This is a genomic window from Nonomuraea sp. LPB2021202275-12-8 (assembly GCF_037044575.1).
Lineage (GTDB): Bacteria > Actinomycetota > Actinomycetes > Streptosporangiales > Streptosporangiaceae > Nonomuraea.
On record NZ_JBAHWD010000007.1, the window covers coordinates 390,435 to 408,478 of the forward strand.

General features: G+C 72.1%; 17 protein-coding genes and 1 tRNA gene. 10 read left to right on the forward strand and 8 right to left on the reverse strand.

What is annotated here, in order from left to right:
* Positions 1-14 precede the first annotated feature (14 nt).
* Positions 15-1,508, reverse strand: a complete 1,494-nt coding sequence (locus tag V5E28_RS17085; RefSeq protein ID WP_442945823.1) for a flavin-containing monooxygenase — start codon at positions 1,506-1,508, stop codon at positions 15-17.
* A gap of 74 nt (positions 1,509-1,582) precedes the next feature.
* Entirely contained in the window at positions 1,583-1,750 is a 168-nt protein-coding gene (locus V5E28_RS17090) for a hypothetical protein (RefSeq protein ID WP_336207896.1), read from the reverse strand.
* 104 nt (positions 1,751-1,854) lie between these two features.
* Here V5E28_RS17090 and V5E28_RS17095 point away from each other — a divergent pair, with 104 nt between their 5' ends.
* Positions 1,855-2,634: an SURF1 family protein gene (locus V5E28_RS17095; protein ID WP_336207897.1), complete on the forward strand. Its 780-nt coding sequence runs from the start codon at positions 1,855-1,857 to the stop codon at positions 2,632-2,634.
* A 2-nt stretch (positions 2,635-2,636) separates the two neighbouring features.
* Positions 2,637-2,957 (forward strand): DUF3817 domain-containing protein, encoded by a 321-nt coding sequence (locus V5E28_RS17100; protein WP_336207898.1) that lies wholly within the window; start codon positions 2,637-2,639, stop codon positions 2,955-2,957.
* A gap of 19 nt (positions 2,958-2,976) precedes the next feature.
* On the opposite strand, the gene V5E28_RS17105 is transcribed toward V5E28_RS17100, so the two are convergent.
* The 3 genes from V5E28_RS17105 to V5E28_RS17115 form a co-directional block, all read right to left on the reverse strand.
* Positions 2,977-3,171 carry a hypothetical protein gene (locus V5E28_RS17105; RefSeq protein WP_336207899.1) on the reverse strand — a complete coding sequence of 65 codons (195 nt, stop codon included), beginning with the start codon at positions 3,169-3,171 and terminating at the stop codon, positions 2,977-2,979.
* Positions 3,172-3,276: 105 nt separating this feature from the next.
* Positions 3,277-4,353 (reverse strand): protein kinase domain-containing protein, encoded by a 1,077-nt coding sequence (locus tag V5E28_RS17110; RefSeq protein ID WP_336207900.1) that lies wholly within the window; start codon positions 4,351-4,353, stop codon positions 3,277-3,279.
* Between the two features lie 82 nt (positions 4,354-4,435).
* Positions 4,436-5,275 (reverse strand): arylamine N-acetyltransferase family protein, encoded by an 840-nt coding sequence (locus V5E28_RS17115; protein WP_336207901.1) that lies wholly within the window; start codon positions 5,273-5,275, stop codon positions 4,436-4,438.
* 71 nt (positions 5,276-5,346) lie between these two features.
* On the opposite strand from V5E28_RS17115, the gene V5E28_RS17120 reads away from it, so the two are divergent.
* The 6 genes from V5E28_RS17120 to V5E28_RS17145 are packed head-to-tail and all read left to right on the forward strand — an operon-like array spanning position 5,347 to position 13,408.
* A complete protein-coding gene (locus tag V5E28_RS17120; protein WP_336207902.1) occupies positions 5,347-6,030 on the forward strand; it encodes a response regulator transcription factor in 684 nt (227 codons plus the stop codon).
* Positions 6,027-9,143: a DUF4153 domain-containing protein gene (locus tag V5E28_RS17125; RefSeq protein WP_336207903.1), complete on the forward strand. Its 3,117-nt coding sequence runs from the start codon at positions 6,027-6,029 to the stop codon at positions 9,141-9,143. The genes V5E28_RS17120 and V5E28_RS17125 overlap by 4 nt, the downstream gene beginning before the upstream one ends.
* Positions 9,144-9,161: 18 nt before the next feature.
* Entirely contained in the window at positions 9,162-10,688 is a 1,527-nt protein-coding gene (locus tag V5E28_RS17130) for an N-acyl-D-amino-acid deacylase family protein (protein WP_336207904.1), read from the forward strand.
* A 48-nt stretch (positions 10,689-10,736) separates the two neighbouring features.
* Positions 10,737-11,813, forward strand: a complete 1,077-nt coding sequence (locus tag V5E28_RS17135) for an alanine racemase (RefSeq protein ID WP_336207905.1) — start codon at positions 10,737-10,739, stop codon at positions 11,811-11,813.
* Between the two features lie 8 nt (positions 11,814-11,821).
* Positions 11,822-12,202, forward strand: coding sequence for a RidA family protein (locus tag V5E28_RS17140; protein WP_336207906.1), 381 nt, complete (start codon positions 11,822-11,824; stop codon positions 12,200-12,202).
* 9 nt (positions 12,203-12,211) lie between these two features.
* Positions 12,212-13,408, forward strand: a complete 1,197-nt coding sequence (locus tag V5E28_RS17145; protein ID WP_336207907.1) for a hypothetical protein — start codon at positions 12,212-12,214, stop codon at positions 13,406-13,408.
* Between the two features lie 37 nt (positions 13,409-13,445).
* Here V5E28_RS17145 and V5E28_RS17150 read toward each other — a convergent pair whose 3' ends face one another.
* Positions 13,446-14,009: a TetR/AcrR family transcriptional regulator gene (locus V5E28_RS17150; protein WP_336207908.1), complete on the reverse strand. Its 564-nt coding sequence runs from the start codon at positions 14,007-14,009 to the stop codon at positions 13,446-13,448.
* 4 nt (positions 14,010-14,013) lie between these two features.
* Entirely contained in the window at positions 14,014-14,631 is a 618-nt protein-coding gene (locus V5E28_RS17155) for a LysE family translocator (protein WP_336207909.1), read from the reverse strand.
* A 102-nt stretch (positions 14,632-14,733) separates the two neighbouring features.
* Between V5E28_RS17155 and V5E28_RS17160 the strand changes: the two genes are divergently transcribed.
* The gene (locus V5E28_RS17160) at positions 14,734-17,478 is read left to right on the forward strand and encodes a helix-turn-helix transcriptional regulator (protein WP_336207910.1); all 2,745 of its coding nucleotides are present in this window, start codon (positions 14,734-14,736) and stop codon (positions 17,476-17,478) included.
* On the opposite strand, the gene V5E28_RS17165 is transcribed toward V5E28_RS17160, so the two are convergent.
* On the reverse strand, positions 17,479-17,856 hold the full coding sequence (locus V5E28_RS17165) for a response regulator transcription factor (RefSeq protein ID WP_336207911.1): 378 nt from the start codon (positions 17,854-17,856) through the stop codon (positions 17,479-17,481).
* Positions 17,857-17,971: 115 nt separating this feature from the next.
* On the opposite strand from V5E28_RS17165, the gene V5E28_RS17170 reads away from it, so the two are divergent.
* Positions 17,972-18,043: transfer RNA gene (locus V5E28_RS17170), tRNA-Arg, on the forward strand.
* The last annotated feature ends 1 nt before the right edge of the window (position 18,044 follow it).

Sequence of the window (18,044 nt, forward strand, 5' to 3'; positions counted from 1 at the left end):
CCCGTGGATCCGACTCAGTAGATCAGCTCGTAGGCCTCGGGCTTCACCTTGCGGGTACGCGCCCAGTACTCGAAGGTGAAGCCCGGCCAGATCGTCCGGTTCACTCCGTGCTCGTCCAGATACCAGGATGTGCAGCCGCCCGCGTTCCACACCAGCGGGTCCAGCCGCTCGCGCAGCCGTCTGTTGAACGCCCGCTGCCGCTCCGGCCTGACGTCGAGCGCCCTGGCCCCGGTCCTGGACAGCAGTCGCAGGCACTCCACGACGTAACGCACCTGCGACTCGATCATGAACACGACCGAGTTGTGGCCGAGCCCCGTGTTCGGCCCGAGCAGGAAGAACAGGTTGGGAAACCCGGCCGTGGCGATCCCGTAATAGGTCTCGATCCCGTCCCGCCAGGCGTCCTGGATCTTCACGCCGCCCCTGCCGACGATCCGCTGCTCCGACAGCGCCTCGGTCACCTTGAACCCGGTCCCGTAGATGATCACGTCGGTGTCGTGCTCGACCCCGGCGGCGTCGACGACCGACCGCTCCCTGATCTCCGCGATCCCGCCGGTGACGAGGGAGACGTTGTCCCTGGTCAGCGCCGGATAGTAGTCGCTGGAGACGAGCATCCGCTTGCACCCGATCGTGTAGCCGGGCGTGAGTTCGCGCCGCAGGGCGGGATCGCTCACCTGGCTCTCCAGGTGCTTGATCGCCAGCCTCTCGTGCACCTTCATCAGCCGCGGGTCGACGGTGAAGCCCAGCGCCCTGCTCTCCAGCAGCCAGTAGATCCCGTAGCGCACCGCCCTGGCGGCCCCCGGCAGCCGCAGCACCCGGCCGGCCCGCGGCGAGAAGGCGAAGTCCGGCTTCGGATGGATCCACGGAGGCGTCCGCTGGAACACGGTCAACCGGTCCGCCTCGGGCGCGATCCGCGGCACGAACTGCACGGCCGAGGCCCCGGTCCCGATCACCGCCACCCGCTTCCCGCCCAGCTCGACCGAGTGGTCCCACTCGGCGGAGTGGAACGAGGCGCCCGAGAACCTCTCACGCCCCGGGATCTCGGGGAACGCCGGAACGTGCAGCGCCCCCACTCCGGAGACCACCGCGTTGGCCCGCAGGGTCCGGCCGCCCTCCACGGCCACCTCCCACCGGTGCGCCGCGTCGTCGTACTCCAGTGAGACGACCCGCGTGCCCAGCCGCAGATGCGGCCCGATCCCGTACTTGTCGACGCAGTGGCGCAGGTAGGCCCAGATCTCCTCCTGCGGCGAGAACATCCGCGACCAGCCGGGGTTGAGCTCGTAGGAGTAGGAGTACATGGGCGAGGGCACGTCGCACGCGCACCCCGGATAGGTGTTGTCCCGCCACGTCCCGCCGAGCTCGTCGCCCTTCTCCAGCACGACGAAGTCGTGGTATCCGGCTTCCTTGAGCTTGATCGCCATCCCGATTCCGGAGAACCCCGCGCCGACGATCACCATCCCCGGATCACCCACAGGAACCCTCCGCACGCTGTTGGACGTACGGTCCAACATAATCCCCGCAATCCGCCCACGACAACAGCCCGCCACGGGTCCGCGGCGGGTGGGGGTCGGTCGCTATGGGGCGGTCAGCGCAGGAGGAGGAACGCGGCCACGCCGATGACGGCGATCACCACGACCACCGCGATGATCGGCAGCAGCGGCGACTTCTTGGGCTTGGACTCCTGCTCGGACCGCTGCGCGAAGGCGCGGAACTGCTGGGTGTTGCCCGCGGGGTCGATATGCTGGTCAGACATGCCCAGCAGCCTAGCGGGATCGTCTGCCGCATTTGCACTATTTTGCGTGATCCATGGGGTGGGCTGATTAGGGGACCGGTCCAGTGGGCGGATAGCTTGGACGCATGCTCAGGACCCTGTTCTCCCCACGTGTCATGGGGCTGCACATCCTCACGATCGGGGTCGTGATCGCGTTCATCTTCCTCGGGCGCTGGCAGCTCGGGGTGTTCCAGGACTCCGGCAAGCCTCAGGCGACGACCGACCCCGAGCCGGTGAGCGTCACCACCCTCGCCCAGGTGGGCGCGCACATGCAGGCTCCCGCAGTGGGACGCCGGGTCACGGCCGAAGGCGTCTACGACGCCGGGCGCCAGCTCCTGGTCGCCGACCGGCCGCCCGACGTGGACGCGCCGGGCGGCAACGTCTCGCGCGGCGAGGGCTACTGGGTGCTCACCCCGCTCCAGCTCGACGACGGCACGCTGATGCCGGTCGTGCGCGGCTGGGTGGCCGGGGCCGACGACCCGGCCACGGTCGTGCCCGCCGGCCGGGCCACGGTGCAGGGGCGGTTGCGGCCCGCGCAGGGCACCGACAGCGTGCAACGCCGGCCGGAGGGAGTGCCCGCCGGCCAGGTGCAGACGGTGTCGACCGGAGAGCTGATCAACCTGTGGGCCGGGCAGAAGGTGCGCAACGGCTACGTCGTCGCGCAGCCGCCCTCAGGCTCCCTGACGCAGGTCAGGGTCGCGCCGCCGATCGTGGGCGGCGAGCTGACGTGGCGTAACCTCGCTTACGCCGCCAACTGGTGGATCTTCGCCGGATTCGCCGTGTTCATGTGGTTCCACTTCGTACGCGACGCCGTGCGAACGGATCGGGACCGTGGCAGGTCCCCCGAGATGGTTCTGGAAGGTTAACGGTGGAATCGGCTCTCAAGCCCTTCCGAGTGCTCGCCTACGTGGTCGGCGTGATGCTGCTCGTGCTCTGTGTCGCCATGGTGATGCGCTACGGCTTCGGCCTCGCCGGCCTGTCGAAGGTGATCGCGCCGATACACGGCGGCCTCTACATGCTCTATCTGGTCGCGGTGATGAACCTGGGCATGAAGGCACGCTGGAGCTGGCCGTACATGCTCGGCGTGATGCTCGGCGGCACCGTGCCGTTCCTGTCGTTCTACGTCGAGCGCCGGGTGACCGTGCGGGTGACCGGGCGTGTGGGGAGCCAGACCACGGCGGAGGCCTGAGGGCCCCCGCCGTGCCGGATCAACGGCCGATGCCGCGCTTGCGGGATCGCTTGAGCCGCTCGCGCTGCGACGGGTCCAGCATCAGGTAGCCGATCACCGGAGCGGCGACCACACCGAGGATGACGAGCAGAGTCACGAACCCGGCCCCAAAAATCATCAGCGAGAGCAACACTGCGGCGCCTGCGCCGATGGCGTACTTCTGGACTGGCGACATCCTCAACTTCCTCCGAACGCGGAGCGCGCGCCCCGCCTCTCCCACATTGTGCGTCGTCCGTCCAACGAGTGGAGCCCCCGTCTGGGTTCCGTGTCGCGATGTATCTCAACCGTTGTGCTCCAGCACCCCCACGAGCCGGCGGCGCAGCACGTCGGGAGCGGGGCGCCGGCCGGGGTCACCCGACAGCAGATCGAACAGCACCGGAGCCAGCGCCCCCGCCCTGCCCAGCGGCGCGCCCGGAGCGGGCGGCCGCCCCTGGACGGCGGCGAACAGCGTGGCGCCGAGCGACCACAGATCCGCCTCCGGGCTCCCCGTGCCCTCGGGCGCCGTGAACGCGGCGAGCTGGGAGGGCGCCAGGCGAGGAGCGAGCGTCGCGTGGCCCCACTCGTCGACCAGGACGCTGCCGGGCTGCACGCCGCCGTGGTGCTCGCCGCGCCCGTGCAGCTCCGCGAGCTGATCCAGGACCGACACCCCGATCGCGGCCACCTCGGCCGGCGACAGCGGCCCGCCCGCCGCGACGACCTGGTCGAGGGATCGGTCCACGGCCAGCCGGCGCAGCGTCCACGCCACCGTCGCCACCGGCGGGATGTCCGAAGGGCGCAGCATGGCCCTGATCAGCGATCGGAGCGGGTCGGTGCCCTCCACCGGGGCCTGACCCGGAGGACGGCCCTCGACGGCGAAGTGCAGCGTGGCGGCCAGCGACCACAGGTCCGCCGACGGCCGCATGCCCAGCGCCGGCAGCCCGAACCCGGTCAGCAGCGCCCGGCCGGTGCTGGTGAGCAGCACGTTGGCCGGGTTGACCCGGCCGTGCACGATCCCGGCGGCGTGCGCGGCCTCCAGCGCGGACAGCACGTGGACGCCCACGCGGGCCGCCTGCTGCACCGGCAGCGGGCGGCGCGCGCGCACGCTCTGCTCCAGCGAGGCGCCCGAGACGAACTCCATGACCAGCCACGGCTCGCCGCCCTCGACCGGCACGTCGAGCAGCGGCACGACGCAGCCGTGCGCCAGCCCTGTGGCGCGGCGCGCCTCCAGCACCGCGAGGTCACGCAGTTCGGCGGGGACGCGCAGCCGCCTGACCACGACGTCACGGTGATCCTGCTCGTCGAAGGCCAGCAGGAGCTCGCCCCCACCCAGGGGGTTGAGCAGCCGGTAGCGTCCGGCCAGCTTCCCGGTCTCTCCCATAGCGAGGTGCACGATAGCTTCACGCCTCCGGACATGGCCAGCTTGCTCAAGGCCAGCGGTTACCACTGACCATGTACCCGTCTCAGGCACTCGTCAGCCACGCCTCGTGCGCCGCCTGGACCCGGCGCCACAGCCGGTCCCTGTCCTCGGGGCCGACGTCGTCGAGCGGCAGCCGGAAGACGTCGTCGAGCGCCGCGAAGTAGTCGCGGGAGGTGGGCAGCGTGATGGAGCCGGCACCGGCGCCGATCCGCGACAGCACCGGCCCGCGCAGACTGTCCACGCCCCTGGCGTCCCTCCTGTGCACGGTCGCCCACCGCACGAAACCGGACTCCGGCGAGGTGGTCAGATGCCGGTGCATGGCGGCGAAGGCGGACATGTCCGTGGCGGCGAGCCCGAAGTCCATGCCGACGAACGATCCGCTTGGATCGTGGTCGAACCGCCAGCCGCCGGGCGCGACCTGTGACGGGCGCAGGCCGTACTCGAAAGGGCCCTGCCTGTAGGTGCCCGCCACCAGCGGGAGCGGCTCGTGCAGGGCGTCGCCGAGTCCGGGGTCGACCAGCCACTCGCCGCCTGGATTGGTCTCGTCGGGCAGGCCGCGCACGGTGAGCACCAGGTGGTCGCCGCTGATGCCGGACTCGCCGCCCCGCTTGTGCACGCCGCCCACGTGCCTGGTCACCTGGTAACCGAGGGCCAGGGCGAGCTGGGAGAACGCGCCGTTCAGGTGGTAGCAGTAGCCGCCTCGGCCGCCGATGATGCGGGCCGCCGACTCCATCGGGTCGACGGTCGTGGGCCGGTCCAGCCAGATCTCCAGTGCCTCGTAGGGAACGCGCTCTACGTGCGCGACGTGCAGCGCCCGCAGGTTGGCCGCGGTGGGGGGAGCCTGCTCGACGCCGAGACGGCGGAGGTAGCCGGCGGTGTTCACCGCCCAAGTCTGCACCGGATGTGCACGAATTGGGGAGTGCCGTCTGCACAGGCCGCTTCTAGGCTTCGAGCGTGACAGAGCAGCGACGCATCCTCGTGGTCGAGGACGACGCCACCATCGCGCTGGCCGTCCGCGACAGGCTGGCCGCGGAGGGGTTCGGCGTCCAGGTGGCCGCCGACGGGCACTCCGCCCTGGTCGAGTACGGCAAGGCGGAGCCCGACCTGGTCATCCTGGACCGGTTGCTGCCCGGGCTCGACGGGCTGGAGGTGTGCCGCAGGATGCAGGCGGCCCGGCCGGTGCCCGTGCTGATGCTGACCGCGCTGGGCGAGGAGACCGACGTGCTGGTCGGGCTCGGTGTGGGCGCCGACGACTACCTCGCCAAGCCGTTCAGCATGCGGGAGCTGGTGGCCAGGATCCACGCGCTGCTGCGCCGGGTCGAGCGGGCCGTCCAGCTCGCCGCCGAGGTCACCGTGATCAGGGTGGGCGAGGTGGAGATCGACACCGCCGCCCGGAGGGTGTTCGTGCGCGGCGTCGAGGCGCAGCTCACCAGGACCGAGTTCGACCTGCTGCGCCGCCTGGCCGAGCGGCCCGGCCAGGTGTTCGAGCGCGAGCGGCTGCTGTCGGACGTGTGGGGCTTCTCCGAGGCCGCCGCCACCAGGACCGTCGACAGCCACGTGCGGGCGCTGCGCCGCAAACTGGGCTCCGACGTGGTGCGGACCGTGCACGGCGTCGGCTACGCGCTGGTGCGCCGATGAGGCCCCTGGACTTCCTGGGCCGGATCAAGGTCAAGCTCGGCATCGTCATCGTGCTGGCCGTGGCGACCGCGTTCGTCGTCAACGAGGTCGGCATCAACGCCGGGCTCTCGCGCGAGATCCGCATCGCCGTGGCCGTGGCGCTCGCCCTGATCATGGTGCAGCTGCTCGCCACCGGCATGACAAAACCGCTGCGCGAGATGGCCAGAGCCGCGCAGACCATCGCCAAGGGCCGCTACACGCTGCGCGTGCGGGCCACCTCGCGCGACGAGGTCGGCGAGCTGGCCAGGGCGTTCAACGCGATGGCCGACGACCTGGGCGCGGTCGACAGGCAGCGGCGCGAGCTCGTCGCCAACGTCAGCCACGAGCTCCGCACGCCGATAACCGGCCTGCGCGCCGTGCTGGAGAACGTCGTCGACGGCGTCTCCGCGCCCGATCCCGTCACCATGCGCACCGCGCTCGCCCAGACCGAACGGCTCGGCCGGCTGGTGGCCCAGCTCCTCGACCTGTCGCGGCTGGACTCGGGCACGCGGCTGATCGAGCCGGAGGCGGTCGAGCTCGGGCCGCTGGTGGAACAGGCGGTGCGCGAGGCGTCCCTGTCGCGTGAGGACGTCCGGCTCGTGCCCGAGGTCGCCGGCGGGCTCGCCGTGCGCGCCGACCCCGACCTGCTGGCGCAGGTCCTGGCCAACCTGCTCGACAACGCCGTACGGCACAGCCCGGCCGAAGGCGCGGTCACCGTGACCGCCGCCCGCGACGGCGCCGGGATCCGTCTCGTGGTCGCCGACCAGGGGCCGGGCATCCCGGAGTCGGCCAGAGGCCGGGTCTTCGAGCGCTTCTCCAGGCTCGACGCCGGCCGGGCGGCGGACGCCGGGGGCGCCGGGCTCGGGCTGGCCATCGTGAAGGAGATCGTCGAACTCCACGGCGGTTCGGTCCGCATCGACGACTGCGCGGGGTGCCGAATGATCATCGACTTACCAGGGAGGACCACCATGGCGGATACGCCGCGGAAGGCGGAGCCGGTGGGGACGGAGTCACGCAAACGGGAGGCGTTCCCCGCCTGGCTCCCACAGGCGATGATGCCCGCCGCAGGCGGTCGCGCCGGAGGCGCGGAGGGCTCGGCCGAGGTCGTGGCAGACCGGTCCGGGGCAACAGGCGGGGTCGCCGCGACGGCGCCCGCCGGCGTGGGGCCGGGCCCTGCCACCGAGCTGACCGCATCCGACGCGGACGACGCGGCCGGAGCGCTCAAGGAGTTGGCCGCACGCGCTGACCCGCCGCGCCGCAGCACGGCCGTCGACCCCCGGGTGGCGCCGGTGGGCGTCGCGGCTCGGGTAGCAGGGCCGGGCATGACGCCCGGTGAGCGGCTGGCCAGGATGGCCGCGGGGGTGATCATCGGATCGCTGGCCGGCTTCGTGATCGGGATGTTCGGCGCCGTATTGACCGTCTTCCTGGCGGGGGACGGGTTCGGACTCGTCACGCTCGGGCTCTGCACCGTGATCTGCGGCGCCATCGGGGCGGTCCTCCAGGCCGGCCGCCGCGGCACCGGCGAGATCCATCAGGCGAGTGCGCCGTACCAGCCCTACCAGCCCGACCAGCAGGTGGGGGCAGTGCAGGGGCAGGCGCGCGGGGCGCAACCCCCGCCTCCCGCGTACGTGCCGCCGCCGCTGTTCCCCCGGCCGGAGCTGCCCGAGACGCCGCGGTGGCTGCTGCCGGCGGCGGTGGGCGCCGGCGTGTTCGCGGCGGTCGCGCTGCCCGACGCGCAGGCCGGGCTGGGGATCGGACTGGTGGCGATGGTGCTGGGAGCGGCGGCGCTGCCCGCGGTGATCCGCCGGATGACGCCGTGGACGGTGACGTTCGGGCTGGTGGCGTACTGGCTGATCTCGATGGCCGCCATCAGGGACGCCGACTGGCTGGTGGCGATCCTGCTCCTCGCGGGGGCGGGGCTCGGCGCGCTGGCCGTGTCGGGGGCCGGGCTCGGATGGCTGGGTGTGATCAGGGGCGGCGCCTCGGTGCTGCTCGCGCTCGGGCCTGTGCCCTGGCTGCTGGCCAAGCCGCTCAGGGGTCTGCGGGCCAGGAAGAACATCCTTCCCACGCTGGCGGCGCTGGGCATCACGGCGGTGCTACTGCTGGTGTTCGGGCTGCTGTTCGCCTCGGCGGACGCGGTGTTCGCCACCTACGTGGAGCGCCTGACCGCCACGCCCGACTGGGCCGACTCCGCGCCCCTGCGGATCTTCCTGTTCGTCTTGTTCGCGGCGCTGCTGGCCGCCGTGGTGCTGGTCGCGCTGCGGCCCGTCGCCGACCCGGTCGGCCCCGAGGTCAAGGTCAGCGTGAGCAGGACCGTCTGGCTGGTGCCGCTCATCTCGGTGAACCTGCTGTTCGCGGCGTTCGTCGCGGTCCAGATCACCGCGCTGTTCGGCGGCGACGCCTGGGTGCTGGAGACGGCCGGCCTCACCTACGCCGAGTACGCCAGGCAGGGGTTCTTCCAGCTCGTGGTGGTCAGCGTGTTCGTGCTCGGCGTCGTCGCGGTGGCCGCCGGCGTGCTGCGTACCGGGCGACGGGAGCGCTGGGTGCTGGCCGGGCTGCTCGGCCTGCTGTGCGGGCTCACCATGGTGGTGCTCTTCTCGGCGCTGCACCGGATGAACCTCTACACCGACGCGTACGGCCTGTCCCGGCTGCGCCTGTCGGTGCAGGCCACTGTCTGGTGGCTGGGCGCGCTGTTCGCACTCGTGCTGTTCGCCGGGGCGGTGCGGCTGGCCGGGCGCGGCTCGGGCTGGCTGCCGCGCACGATCGTCCTGGTCAGCGCGGTCGGGCTGGGCGCATTCGCCGTCGTCAACCCGGACCTTCGGGTGGCCGAGTCGCAGGTCCTGGTTCGCGGGGTGGACAAGCTGGACTTCGACTACCTGCGTGATCTGGGAGCCGAGGCCGTCCCGGCGCTGGACCGGCTGCCGGAGCCGCAGCGCAGCTGTGTGCTCGCGAACGTGGTCGACACCAACGACCTGGACCGGCCCGACCCCTGGAACGGCTGGAATCTGGCCAGGGCCGAAGCCCGCGCCCTGCTGGCCGAGCGCCCCATCGACATCGCCGCCCGGTGCGAGGCCGTGCCCATGCGTAGCTCCTGATGGTTGAATCTTGGGGTGATGTTCGACGTAGTCATCAGCGGTGGGCGGGTGCTCGACGGCACGGGCGCCCCGCCTTTCCGGGCCGACGTGGCGATCTCCGGCGACAGGATCGCGGCGGTGGGCCGCCTCGACGGGGCACAGGCGGTGTCGGTGATCGACGCCGGCGGCCGGCTGGTGGCGCCGGGGTTCGTCGACTGCCACGCGCACGGTGACGCGGCCGTCTTCGACCGCGGCGTGCAGCTCGCGGCGCTGCGGCAGGGCGTGACGACGTTCGTGCTCGGCCAGGACGGGCTGTCGTTCGCCCCCGGCTCGGCCGAGACGGTCGCCTACGCCTCCCGCTACTTCGCCGCCGTCAACGGCCATCTGACGGAGGGGCCGCTCACCGTGGCCGAGCTGCTCGACGGCTACGACCGTTCGGTGGCTCTGAACACCGCCTACCTGCTCCCGCACGGCACGATCCGCTACGACGTCATGGGCGCCTCCCCCCGCCGTGCCGCCCGTGACGACCTGGACCTGATGCTGGCCCATGTGGAACGTGGCCTGGCCGAGGGCGCCTCCGGACTGTCCACCGGCCTGGAATACCTGCCGGGCCGCTACGCCACCGCCGGCGAGCTGGCCGAGCTCTGCCGCCCGCTCGGCGGCCTGCCGTACGTCACCCACATGCGGGCCTACGGCGCCAGGGCCCGGGTGGGCATCGCGGAGGTGGTGGAGATCGCCCAGGCGTCCGGCGCCGCCGCGCACGTCTCCCACCTGCACGGCCCGGCCGACGTGCTGCTGCCGCTTCTGGACGAGGCGCTCGGCAAGGGCGTCGACCTGACCTTCGACACCTACCCCTACCTGCGCAGCAGCACGATCCTGGCGATGGTGGTGCTGCCGCCTGCGGTGCCCGCCGCCGAGACGGACAGGGCGCTGGAGATGATCGCCTCGCCCGAGCTCGACGGCTGGTGGGAGGGGCTGGCCCAGACCTGGCCGCGCCTTACCGTCTCGCACGCGCCGGGGCTGGAGTGGGCGGAGGGCCTGACCATGGTCGCCGCGGCCGAGCAGGCGGGCGTGGAGCCGGCCGAGTTCTGCCGCCGCCTGCTCATCGAGACCAGGCTGGAGGCGGGCTGCGTGTCGGCCCGCCCCGACGAGGGCCCGGCGGGGGAGGAGTCCGTACGCCGCGTCCTGCGCCATCCGTCGCAGACCGGCGGCTCCGACGGCATCTACGTGGGCGGTCATCCGCACCCCCGCGGGTTCGGGGCCTTCGCCCGATTCCTCGGCCGGCACGTGCGCGAGCTCGGCGACTGGACGTGGGAGCAGGCCGTGGTGCACCTGGCCTCGCATCCGGCCAGGCGCTTCGGGATGGCCGACCGCGGGCTGCTGCGTGCCGGGTTCGCCGCCGACGTGGTGGTGTTCGACCCTCTGACGGTGGGGGACCAGGCCACCTACGACCGGCCTCGCGCACTGGCCACCGGGGTCGACGACGTGCTGGTGTCCGGCAGCCGGGTGCTGGCGGCCGGCGAGCTGACCGGGGCGACTCCCGGCCGGGCGCTACGCCCGCGCTGACCGTACAAGATCCTCAGGATAGGGTCGGAGGCGCGCAAGGGGGGTGCCGTGCAGGAGATCCTTGGACGTTCCGTGCTCGACGGTGAGCTCGGCTTCCCGCTGATGGTGGTGCACCGCGACGCGCTGGAGCACAACATCGCGACCATGGCCGCCTTCGTCCGCGACCACGGGCTGGAGCTGGCGCCGCATGCCAAGACGCACCTGTCGCCGGAGATCTCCGCGATGCAGCTGGGGGCAGGGGCCTGGGGGCTGACCGTCGCCACGCCGCGGCAGGCGATGGCCGTGCGCGGGTTCGGCGCGAGCCGGATCATGGTGGCCAACCAGGTCGTGGACCCCGCGGGGCTGCGGTGGGCGGCGGCGGAGCTGGAGCGCGACCCGGGCTTCGAGTTCCTGACGTTCGCCGACTCGGTGGAGGGGGTGGACATCCTGGCCCGGCACGCCGGCTCGCGGCCCTTCACGGTGCTGGCCGAGCTGGGGCACGCGGGAGGCAGGGCCGGGTGCCGGACGCTGGACGAGCTGCTCGCCGTGGCCGCGCACGCGCAGCGGACCGACGGGGTCGAGCTGGCCGGGGTCGCCGGGTACGAGGGCGGGCTCCAGTCCGCGGACGAGGTCCGGAAATATCTGGACTCGCTGCAGGACGCCGTCGACTACCTGCGCGTCAGGACCCCGATCCTGAGCGTGGGCGGCAGCCAGTGGTTCGACGTGATCGGCCGCCACCTCGTCGCGACCCAGGCCAGGATCCTGCTGCGCAGCGGCGCCTACGTCACCCACGACGACGGCTACTACCGCGAGCGCACGCCGTTCAACCGCATCCCGGGCGAGCTGCGGCCCGCCCTCGAGGTCTGGGCGCACGTGCTGTCCACCCCCGAGCCCGGCCTCGCGATCGTCGGCATGGGCAAGCGCGACGCCCCCTACGACGAGGGCCTGCCCGTCCCCAGGCGCGCCGGCGTCACCGTCGTGAAGATGCAGGACCAGCACACGGTCGTGCACGCCGACGGGCTCGCGCCGGGCGACCTGCTGGCCTTCGGCATCTCCCACCCCTGCACCGCCTTCGACAAGTGGCGGTCGCTTCCCCTGGTCGACCAGGACTACCGGGTCGTCGGCACCGTAACCACCCACTTCTAGGAGCAGCCATGAAGAAAGAGCTGAGAACGACCGAGGGCGCGGCCCCGATAGGCGCCTACTCGCAGGGGCTCGTCGTCGGCGACTTCGTCTACACCTCCGGCATGGGCCCGCTAGACCCGCAGAGCGGCGAGCTCGTCGGCGACGACGTGACCGCCCAGACCCACCAGGTCATGCGCAACCTCGGCGCCATCCTCGCCGCCCACGGCCTCGGCTTCGACGACGTGGTCAAGGCCACCGTCCACCTGCAGCACCTCAAGCGCGACTTCGCCGCCTACAACGAGGTCTACAAGTCCTACTTCACCCAGCCGTACCCCGTCCGCACCACGGTCGGCTCCGAGCTGCTGGACATCCTGGTGGAGATCGACTTCGTCGCCCACAAGAGCGCGTAAGGTCGCCTCGTGGACAGTTCGGTGTACGTCTTCGTCGAGGACCTGCGCGGCGAGGGCGTCGAGCGGGTGCTCGACAGGATCAGCGCGTACGGTGTGGCGGGCGTCACCGTCGGGGCCGTCCACCACGCCTCCCGCGACATCACCCCGCACGGACTGTCCAGACTGACCATCCGCCGCGACGGGGCCCACTTCCCCCCGCCGCCCGACCTGTTCTCCGGCCGGCGGCTCAAGCCGACGGCCGGACACCAGGACGCGCTCGACGGCCTGCGCGAAGCGTGCACGAAGCGAGGGCTCAGGCTCCACGGCTGGACCGTCTTCCTGCGCAACGCCACGATCGGGGCGGCGCACCCCGACGTGACCGTGCGCGACTGCTTCGGCGACCGCGGCTCGCCGTCCGACCTGTGCCCCGCCCATCCCGACGTGCGCGACTACGCCGTCTCGCTCGCCAGAGCGGTCGCCAGGCTCGGCGTCGACAGCGTGGTCGCCGAGTCGCTGCACTTCCGGCCGCTCAAGGCCGAGCGCTCGTTCGTGCCGCTCGGGCCGATGGACACCTACCTGTTCGGCCTGTGCTTCTGCGACTACTGCATGCGCAGAGCCACCGACCTGGGCGTCGACGCCGAGGTGGCGCGCGAGGAGTGCGCCAGGATCGTCGGCGGAGTCCTCGACGGCGACCCGCCCGCGCAGGGCGAGGTGACCAGGGCGGCGCTGACCGCCTACGCCGGTCCCGACGTCGTCGCCTACGCCCGCGCCCGCTCCGAGACCGTCACCACGCTAGTCTCCGAGGTCGCGTCCGCCGTCGCGGGCGAGGGCTCCAAGCTGGTGTTCGTCGACTCGACCGGCGCCGTCAAGGGTTACCGGGACGGCCTGCCGACCCCCGGCCTGGCCGCGCACGACGCCTGGCAGCTCGGCGTGGACCTGGTGGCGCTCGGCGACCTCGTGCCCGCCTTCGGCGTGCTCGCCTACGCGCGCGACGCCGCCCGGGTGGCCGACGACGTCGGCGCCTACCTGCGCTCCGTGGGCAAGGACAGGGAGGTGCGCGCCGTGCTGCGGCCCGGCCACCCCGACAGCGACTCCACCGACCGGCTCGTGGCCAAGGCGCGCGGGGCCAAGGCGGCGGGGGCGATGGCGGTCGACTTCTACGCCTACGGCCTGGTGCCGCATCCCGTGCTGGAGCGCATCCCCGCCACTCTCGCCGAGGCTCTGTAAGCCCGTACGGACTCCGCGCAGGAGATGGGTTCCGGGGTCATCGCGATTCACCGTGTCGAGGCGTGACGCCGTCCAGGACAGCCGAGACCGCTTCGGCCGCGAACCCTTCCTGCAACGGCAACCCTCTGAACACCGACCTGATCCACACCGCCCCCGCCAGCAGGTCCACGATCAGCAGCGGATCGGCCGACTCCGCCAGCTCGCCGCGCCGTACCGCACGCTCGAAGATCTCCCGCTCGCGCGCGAACCGGTCGGTGAAGAACCGGCGGGCGTCCAGCTCCGGATGCTCCACGGCGGCCCCCAGCGCGGCGACCGCGACATCCCTGGCGGGCGGCTCCGTCAGGAGCCTGCCGATCCCCTCCACCAGCGCCACCAGATCGCCCCGCAGGCTCCCCGTGTCGGACGGCTCGAACCCGAGCACGTCCGCCTCGACCAGGGCGGCGCCGAGCAGCGCGGCCTTCGACGGCCACCAGCGGTAGATCGTCGTCTTGTTCACGCCCGACCGCTCGGCGACCCCCTCGACGGTGAGTCCGCCGTAGCCCCTCTCCGCGACGAGCCGCAGCGTCGCGTCGAAGATCTCCTGCTGCTTCCTCGGCGCCATGCGGTCATTTTCTCCCGGCGAACGCCGTGGCCACGCCCAGGCCCAGATAGACCACCCCGCTGAAGTAGCGCAGCCCCTTGGCCTTCCTGGCCAGCCGGCCGCTCAGCGCGCCGGCCGCGAGCGCGTACACGATGTCCGACAGCAGGCCGAGCACGAGCAACGTGAGCCCGAGCAGCACGATCTGCAGCGCCGCCGGCCCCGCCGACGGCTCCACGAACTGCGGCAGGAACGCCAGGAAGTACAGCGTCACCTTGGGGTTGAGCACGTTGACCAGAACACCCTCGAGGAACACCTGGCGCAGCGGCTGGGGAGGCGGCGCCTGCGCGGCGGCGTCCTGCTTGGCGGTGAGGGCGCGCACGCCGAGATGGACCAGGTAGGCGACGCCGGCCCACTTGACGACCGCGAACAGGGTCGCGGACTGCGAGATGACGTACGACAGCCCGGCGGCGGCCGCGGCGATGTGCACGAGCGTCCCCACCTCCACACCGAGCGCGCTGGCCAGCGCCGCGGCCCTGCCCTGAGCCAGCCCTCTGGCGGTGATGTAGAGGTGGTTGGGGCCCGGGATGAGCACCAGGGCGAGCGAGGCCGCCACGAAGAAGGCGAACGTTGCCGGGGAGATCACAAATGCACAGCGTACGCTCGCTTTGGTCCGCTCACGAGAACCAATTCCGGCCGCCGATCGAGGGCCAATGGGAATGTCGCCGGCGCGTGGCATAGTAACTGCGTGAACGGAACTCTCGTCGGGCGCTCAGCCGAGCTCGCTCGGCTCGCGCGGGTGCTCGAAGCGTCCGCCGAAGGCGCGGCGGGAGTCGCACTCGTCGGCGGTGACGCCGGCATCGGCAAGACCCGGCTGGTCACCGAGCTGGTCGCCGAAGCCCGGCAGCGCGGCTTCCACGTGCTGGTCGGCCAGTGCGCCGAGCTCGGCGACGCGCTGCCCTACCTCCCGCTGGCCGACGCCCTGCGCGGCGCCGAGCCCGTCGTGCGCGAGGCCGCCGCCGCCCATCCCATGCTCGGCCAGCTCCTGCCGGGCACCGAGAGCGCGCCGTCGGCCGGCCTCACCCAGCAGCGGCTGTTCGGCTCGCTGCTCGGGCTGCTGGCGGAGGTCCAGCCGGTGGTGTTCGTGATCGAGGACCTGCACTGGGCCGACCGCTCGACCCGCGACCTGCTGGTCTTCCTCAGCCGCATGGTGCAGTCCGAGCGGGTGTGCGTCGTCGGCACCTACCGCACCGACGACCTCCACCGGCGCCACCCGCTGCGCTCGGTCCTCGCCGAGCTCAAGCGCCTCCCCACGGTGACGAACGTGGAGCTGGGCCCGCTGGGCACCGGCGAGATGTCTGATTACGTGACGACGCTCGGCCAGGTGAACGCCCGCGAGCTCGGCATGATCGTCACCCGGGCCGACGGCAATCCCTTCTACGCCGAAGAGCTGTTCGCCGCCGTGGCCGAGGGCGAAACCCTGCCCGACGGCCTGGCCAGCCTGCTCATGTCCAGGGTCGAGATCCTTTCCGCGGCGGGCCAGCAGGTGCTGCGCGCCGCCGCCGTGGCCGGCCGCCGCGTCGAGGACGAGCTGCTGCGCGAGGTCTCCGGCCTGCCGCTGGCCGACTTCGAGGAGGCGGTGCGCGAGATCGTCTCGCGCGGCCTGCTGCGCGTGCACGGCTACGGCTACGCCTTCCGCCACGCCCTCCTCCAGGAGGCCGTCTACACCGACCTGCTGCCCGGCGAGCGCACCCGCCTGCACGCCGCCTTCACCCGCCTGCTCACCGTGCCCGCCGAGCTCGCCCACCACCACCTCGCCAGCCACAACCTCGCCGGAGCCCTGACCGCCTCCGCCGAGGCAGGGCGCCTGGCCGAGCGCCTCGGCGCCCCCGCCGAGGCCCACAGCCACTACGACCAGGTCCTCAGCCTGTGGGACCGGGTCGAAGGCGCCGCCGACCTCGCCGGCGAGACCCGCGTCGCGCTGGCCTTCCGCAGCGCCGTGATGGCCGCCGACAGCGGTGACAACCACCGCGCCGTCACCGCCCTGCGCGCCCTGCCGCCCACCTCCGAGGTCAGCGAGCGCCTGGCCTACTACCTGTTCGAGACGGATGACACCGAGGGCGCCATCGCCGCCGCCGAGCACGCCGTGCAGACCGCCTTCGACCAGATCGCCCTGGCCAGAGCCCTGGCCACCTATGCCCGCACCCTCCTGTGGAGCCCCCGTCACGCCGAGGTCGAAGAGCTCGCCCACCGCGCACTCGAGACCGCCCGCGCCGCCGGAGCCAAGGACGCGGAGGTCGGCGCCCTGCTCACCCTGGCCACCTTCACCGAGGTCCGCCACGACATGGCCGCGGCCCACGACCTGGTCGAGACCGCCTCCGCCGAGAGCACCGGCGACCTGGCCATGGACCTGCGCGCCCGCTATCACCACGCCCGCATCCACTACGAGCAGGGCCTGCTCGACGAGGCGGCGCAGGTGGCCGACGAAGGCATCCGGCTCGCCAACGAAACCGGCCTCAAGTGGAGCACCTACGGCACCGACCTGCGCTTCCTGCGCTTCCTCATCCACTACGTGGCAGGCGACTGGGACCAGGCCGAGGCGGTGGCCGCCAGCTTCGGCGCCCGCGTGGGCACCGCCCCCGAGGCCACCCTGTCGTCCTACGCCCTGTTCATCGAGGTCGCCCGCGGCCTGCCCGCCGTCGAAAGCCGCCTTTCCTGGCTGCGCCCCTTCTGGAACGACTCCCTGGTCGCCTACATATCCCGCGGCCTGGCGGCCGAGCACGCCCTCTGGCGCGGTGACCCGGCCACCGCCCTCGACCACATCCACGCCACCTTCGACGCCCTGGACCCAGGCGACTCCGGCGCCATCCGCATCGCCGCCATCGGCCTGTGGGCCATGGCCGAGCTCGGCATCACCGAAGGCGCCGACGACCTCCTGACCCGCGCCCGCTTCGCCGTCACCACCGGCCCCGTCGGCGAGGGAGGCCGGCTGGGCCCCGAAGGCCAGGCCTGGGCACTACGCATGGAGGCCGAGTGGCACCGCGTCCACGGCCGCCTGGACGTCGACCTGTGGCGCGAAGTCGTCGACACGTTCTCCTACGGGTTCGTCTACGAACAGGCGCGGGCCCGACTGCGCCTGGCGGAGGCACTGCTGGCGGCCGGCGACCGCGAAGGCGCACAGACCGAGTGGGAGCTGGCCAGAGAGCAGGCGGGCAAACTACGCGCCGCACCCCTCGAAACAGCCCTCGCGGAATTCGGCAGAAGAGCCCGCTTCGGCCCCGGAGCCTCAGACGGCGACGGCGGCCTGACGGCCAGGGAGGTGGAGGTCCTGCGACTGGTCGCTGACGGCCTGACCAACCGGGCCATCGCCGAGCGGCTGTTCATCGCACCCAAGACGGCGAGCGTGCACGTGTCCAACATCCTCGCCAAACTGGACGTCTCCACCCGCACCCAGGCGGCCGCCGCAGCCCGCAGCCGCGGCCTGCTCGCCTGACTATCGGCCGGCCAGGTCCCGCACCACCTGGATCAGCTCCGCGGGATCGAACGGCTTGGTCAGATAGGCGTCGACCCCGATGCCCCGGCCTCGCCGCTTGTCGTCATCCTGAGCCCGCGCCGTGATCAGCACCACCTTGATGTGGCTGGTGGCTTCCTCGGTGCGCAGCCTCTGCGCAGTCGCCCAGCCGTCGAGGCACGGCATCATCACATCCAGCGTGATGACGTCCGGCATCACATCCAGCACCCGCTCAAGGCAGTCCTGCCCGTCGGTGGCGGTCGCCACCTCGAAACCCTCAAGATTGAGATTGACCGCGATGAGCTGACGAATGACCTCGTCATCGTCTACGACCAGTACTTTGCCAAGAACCTCGCCCACGGCGGCAAAGCTACCTGTAGCAGGGCGGTCACGTGCGGTTTTCGCGCGATGTGTTCATGGACGGTTATCTGGTGCCGAGTGGCTCCGGGATGCTGGTAGCCTAGTCACACGTTGAGCCCCCTTAGCTCAGGGGATAGAGCACCGGCCTCCGGAGCCGGGTGCGTAGGTTCGAATCCTACAGGGGGCAC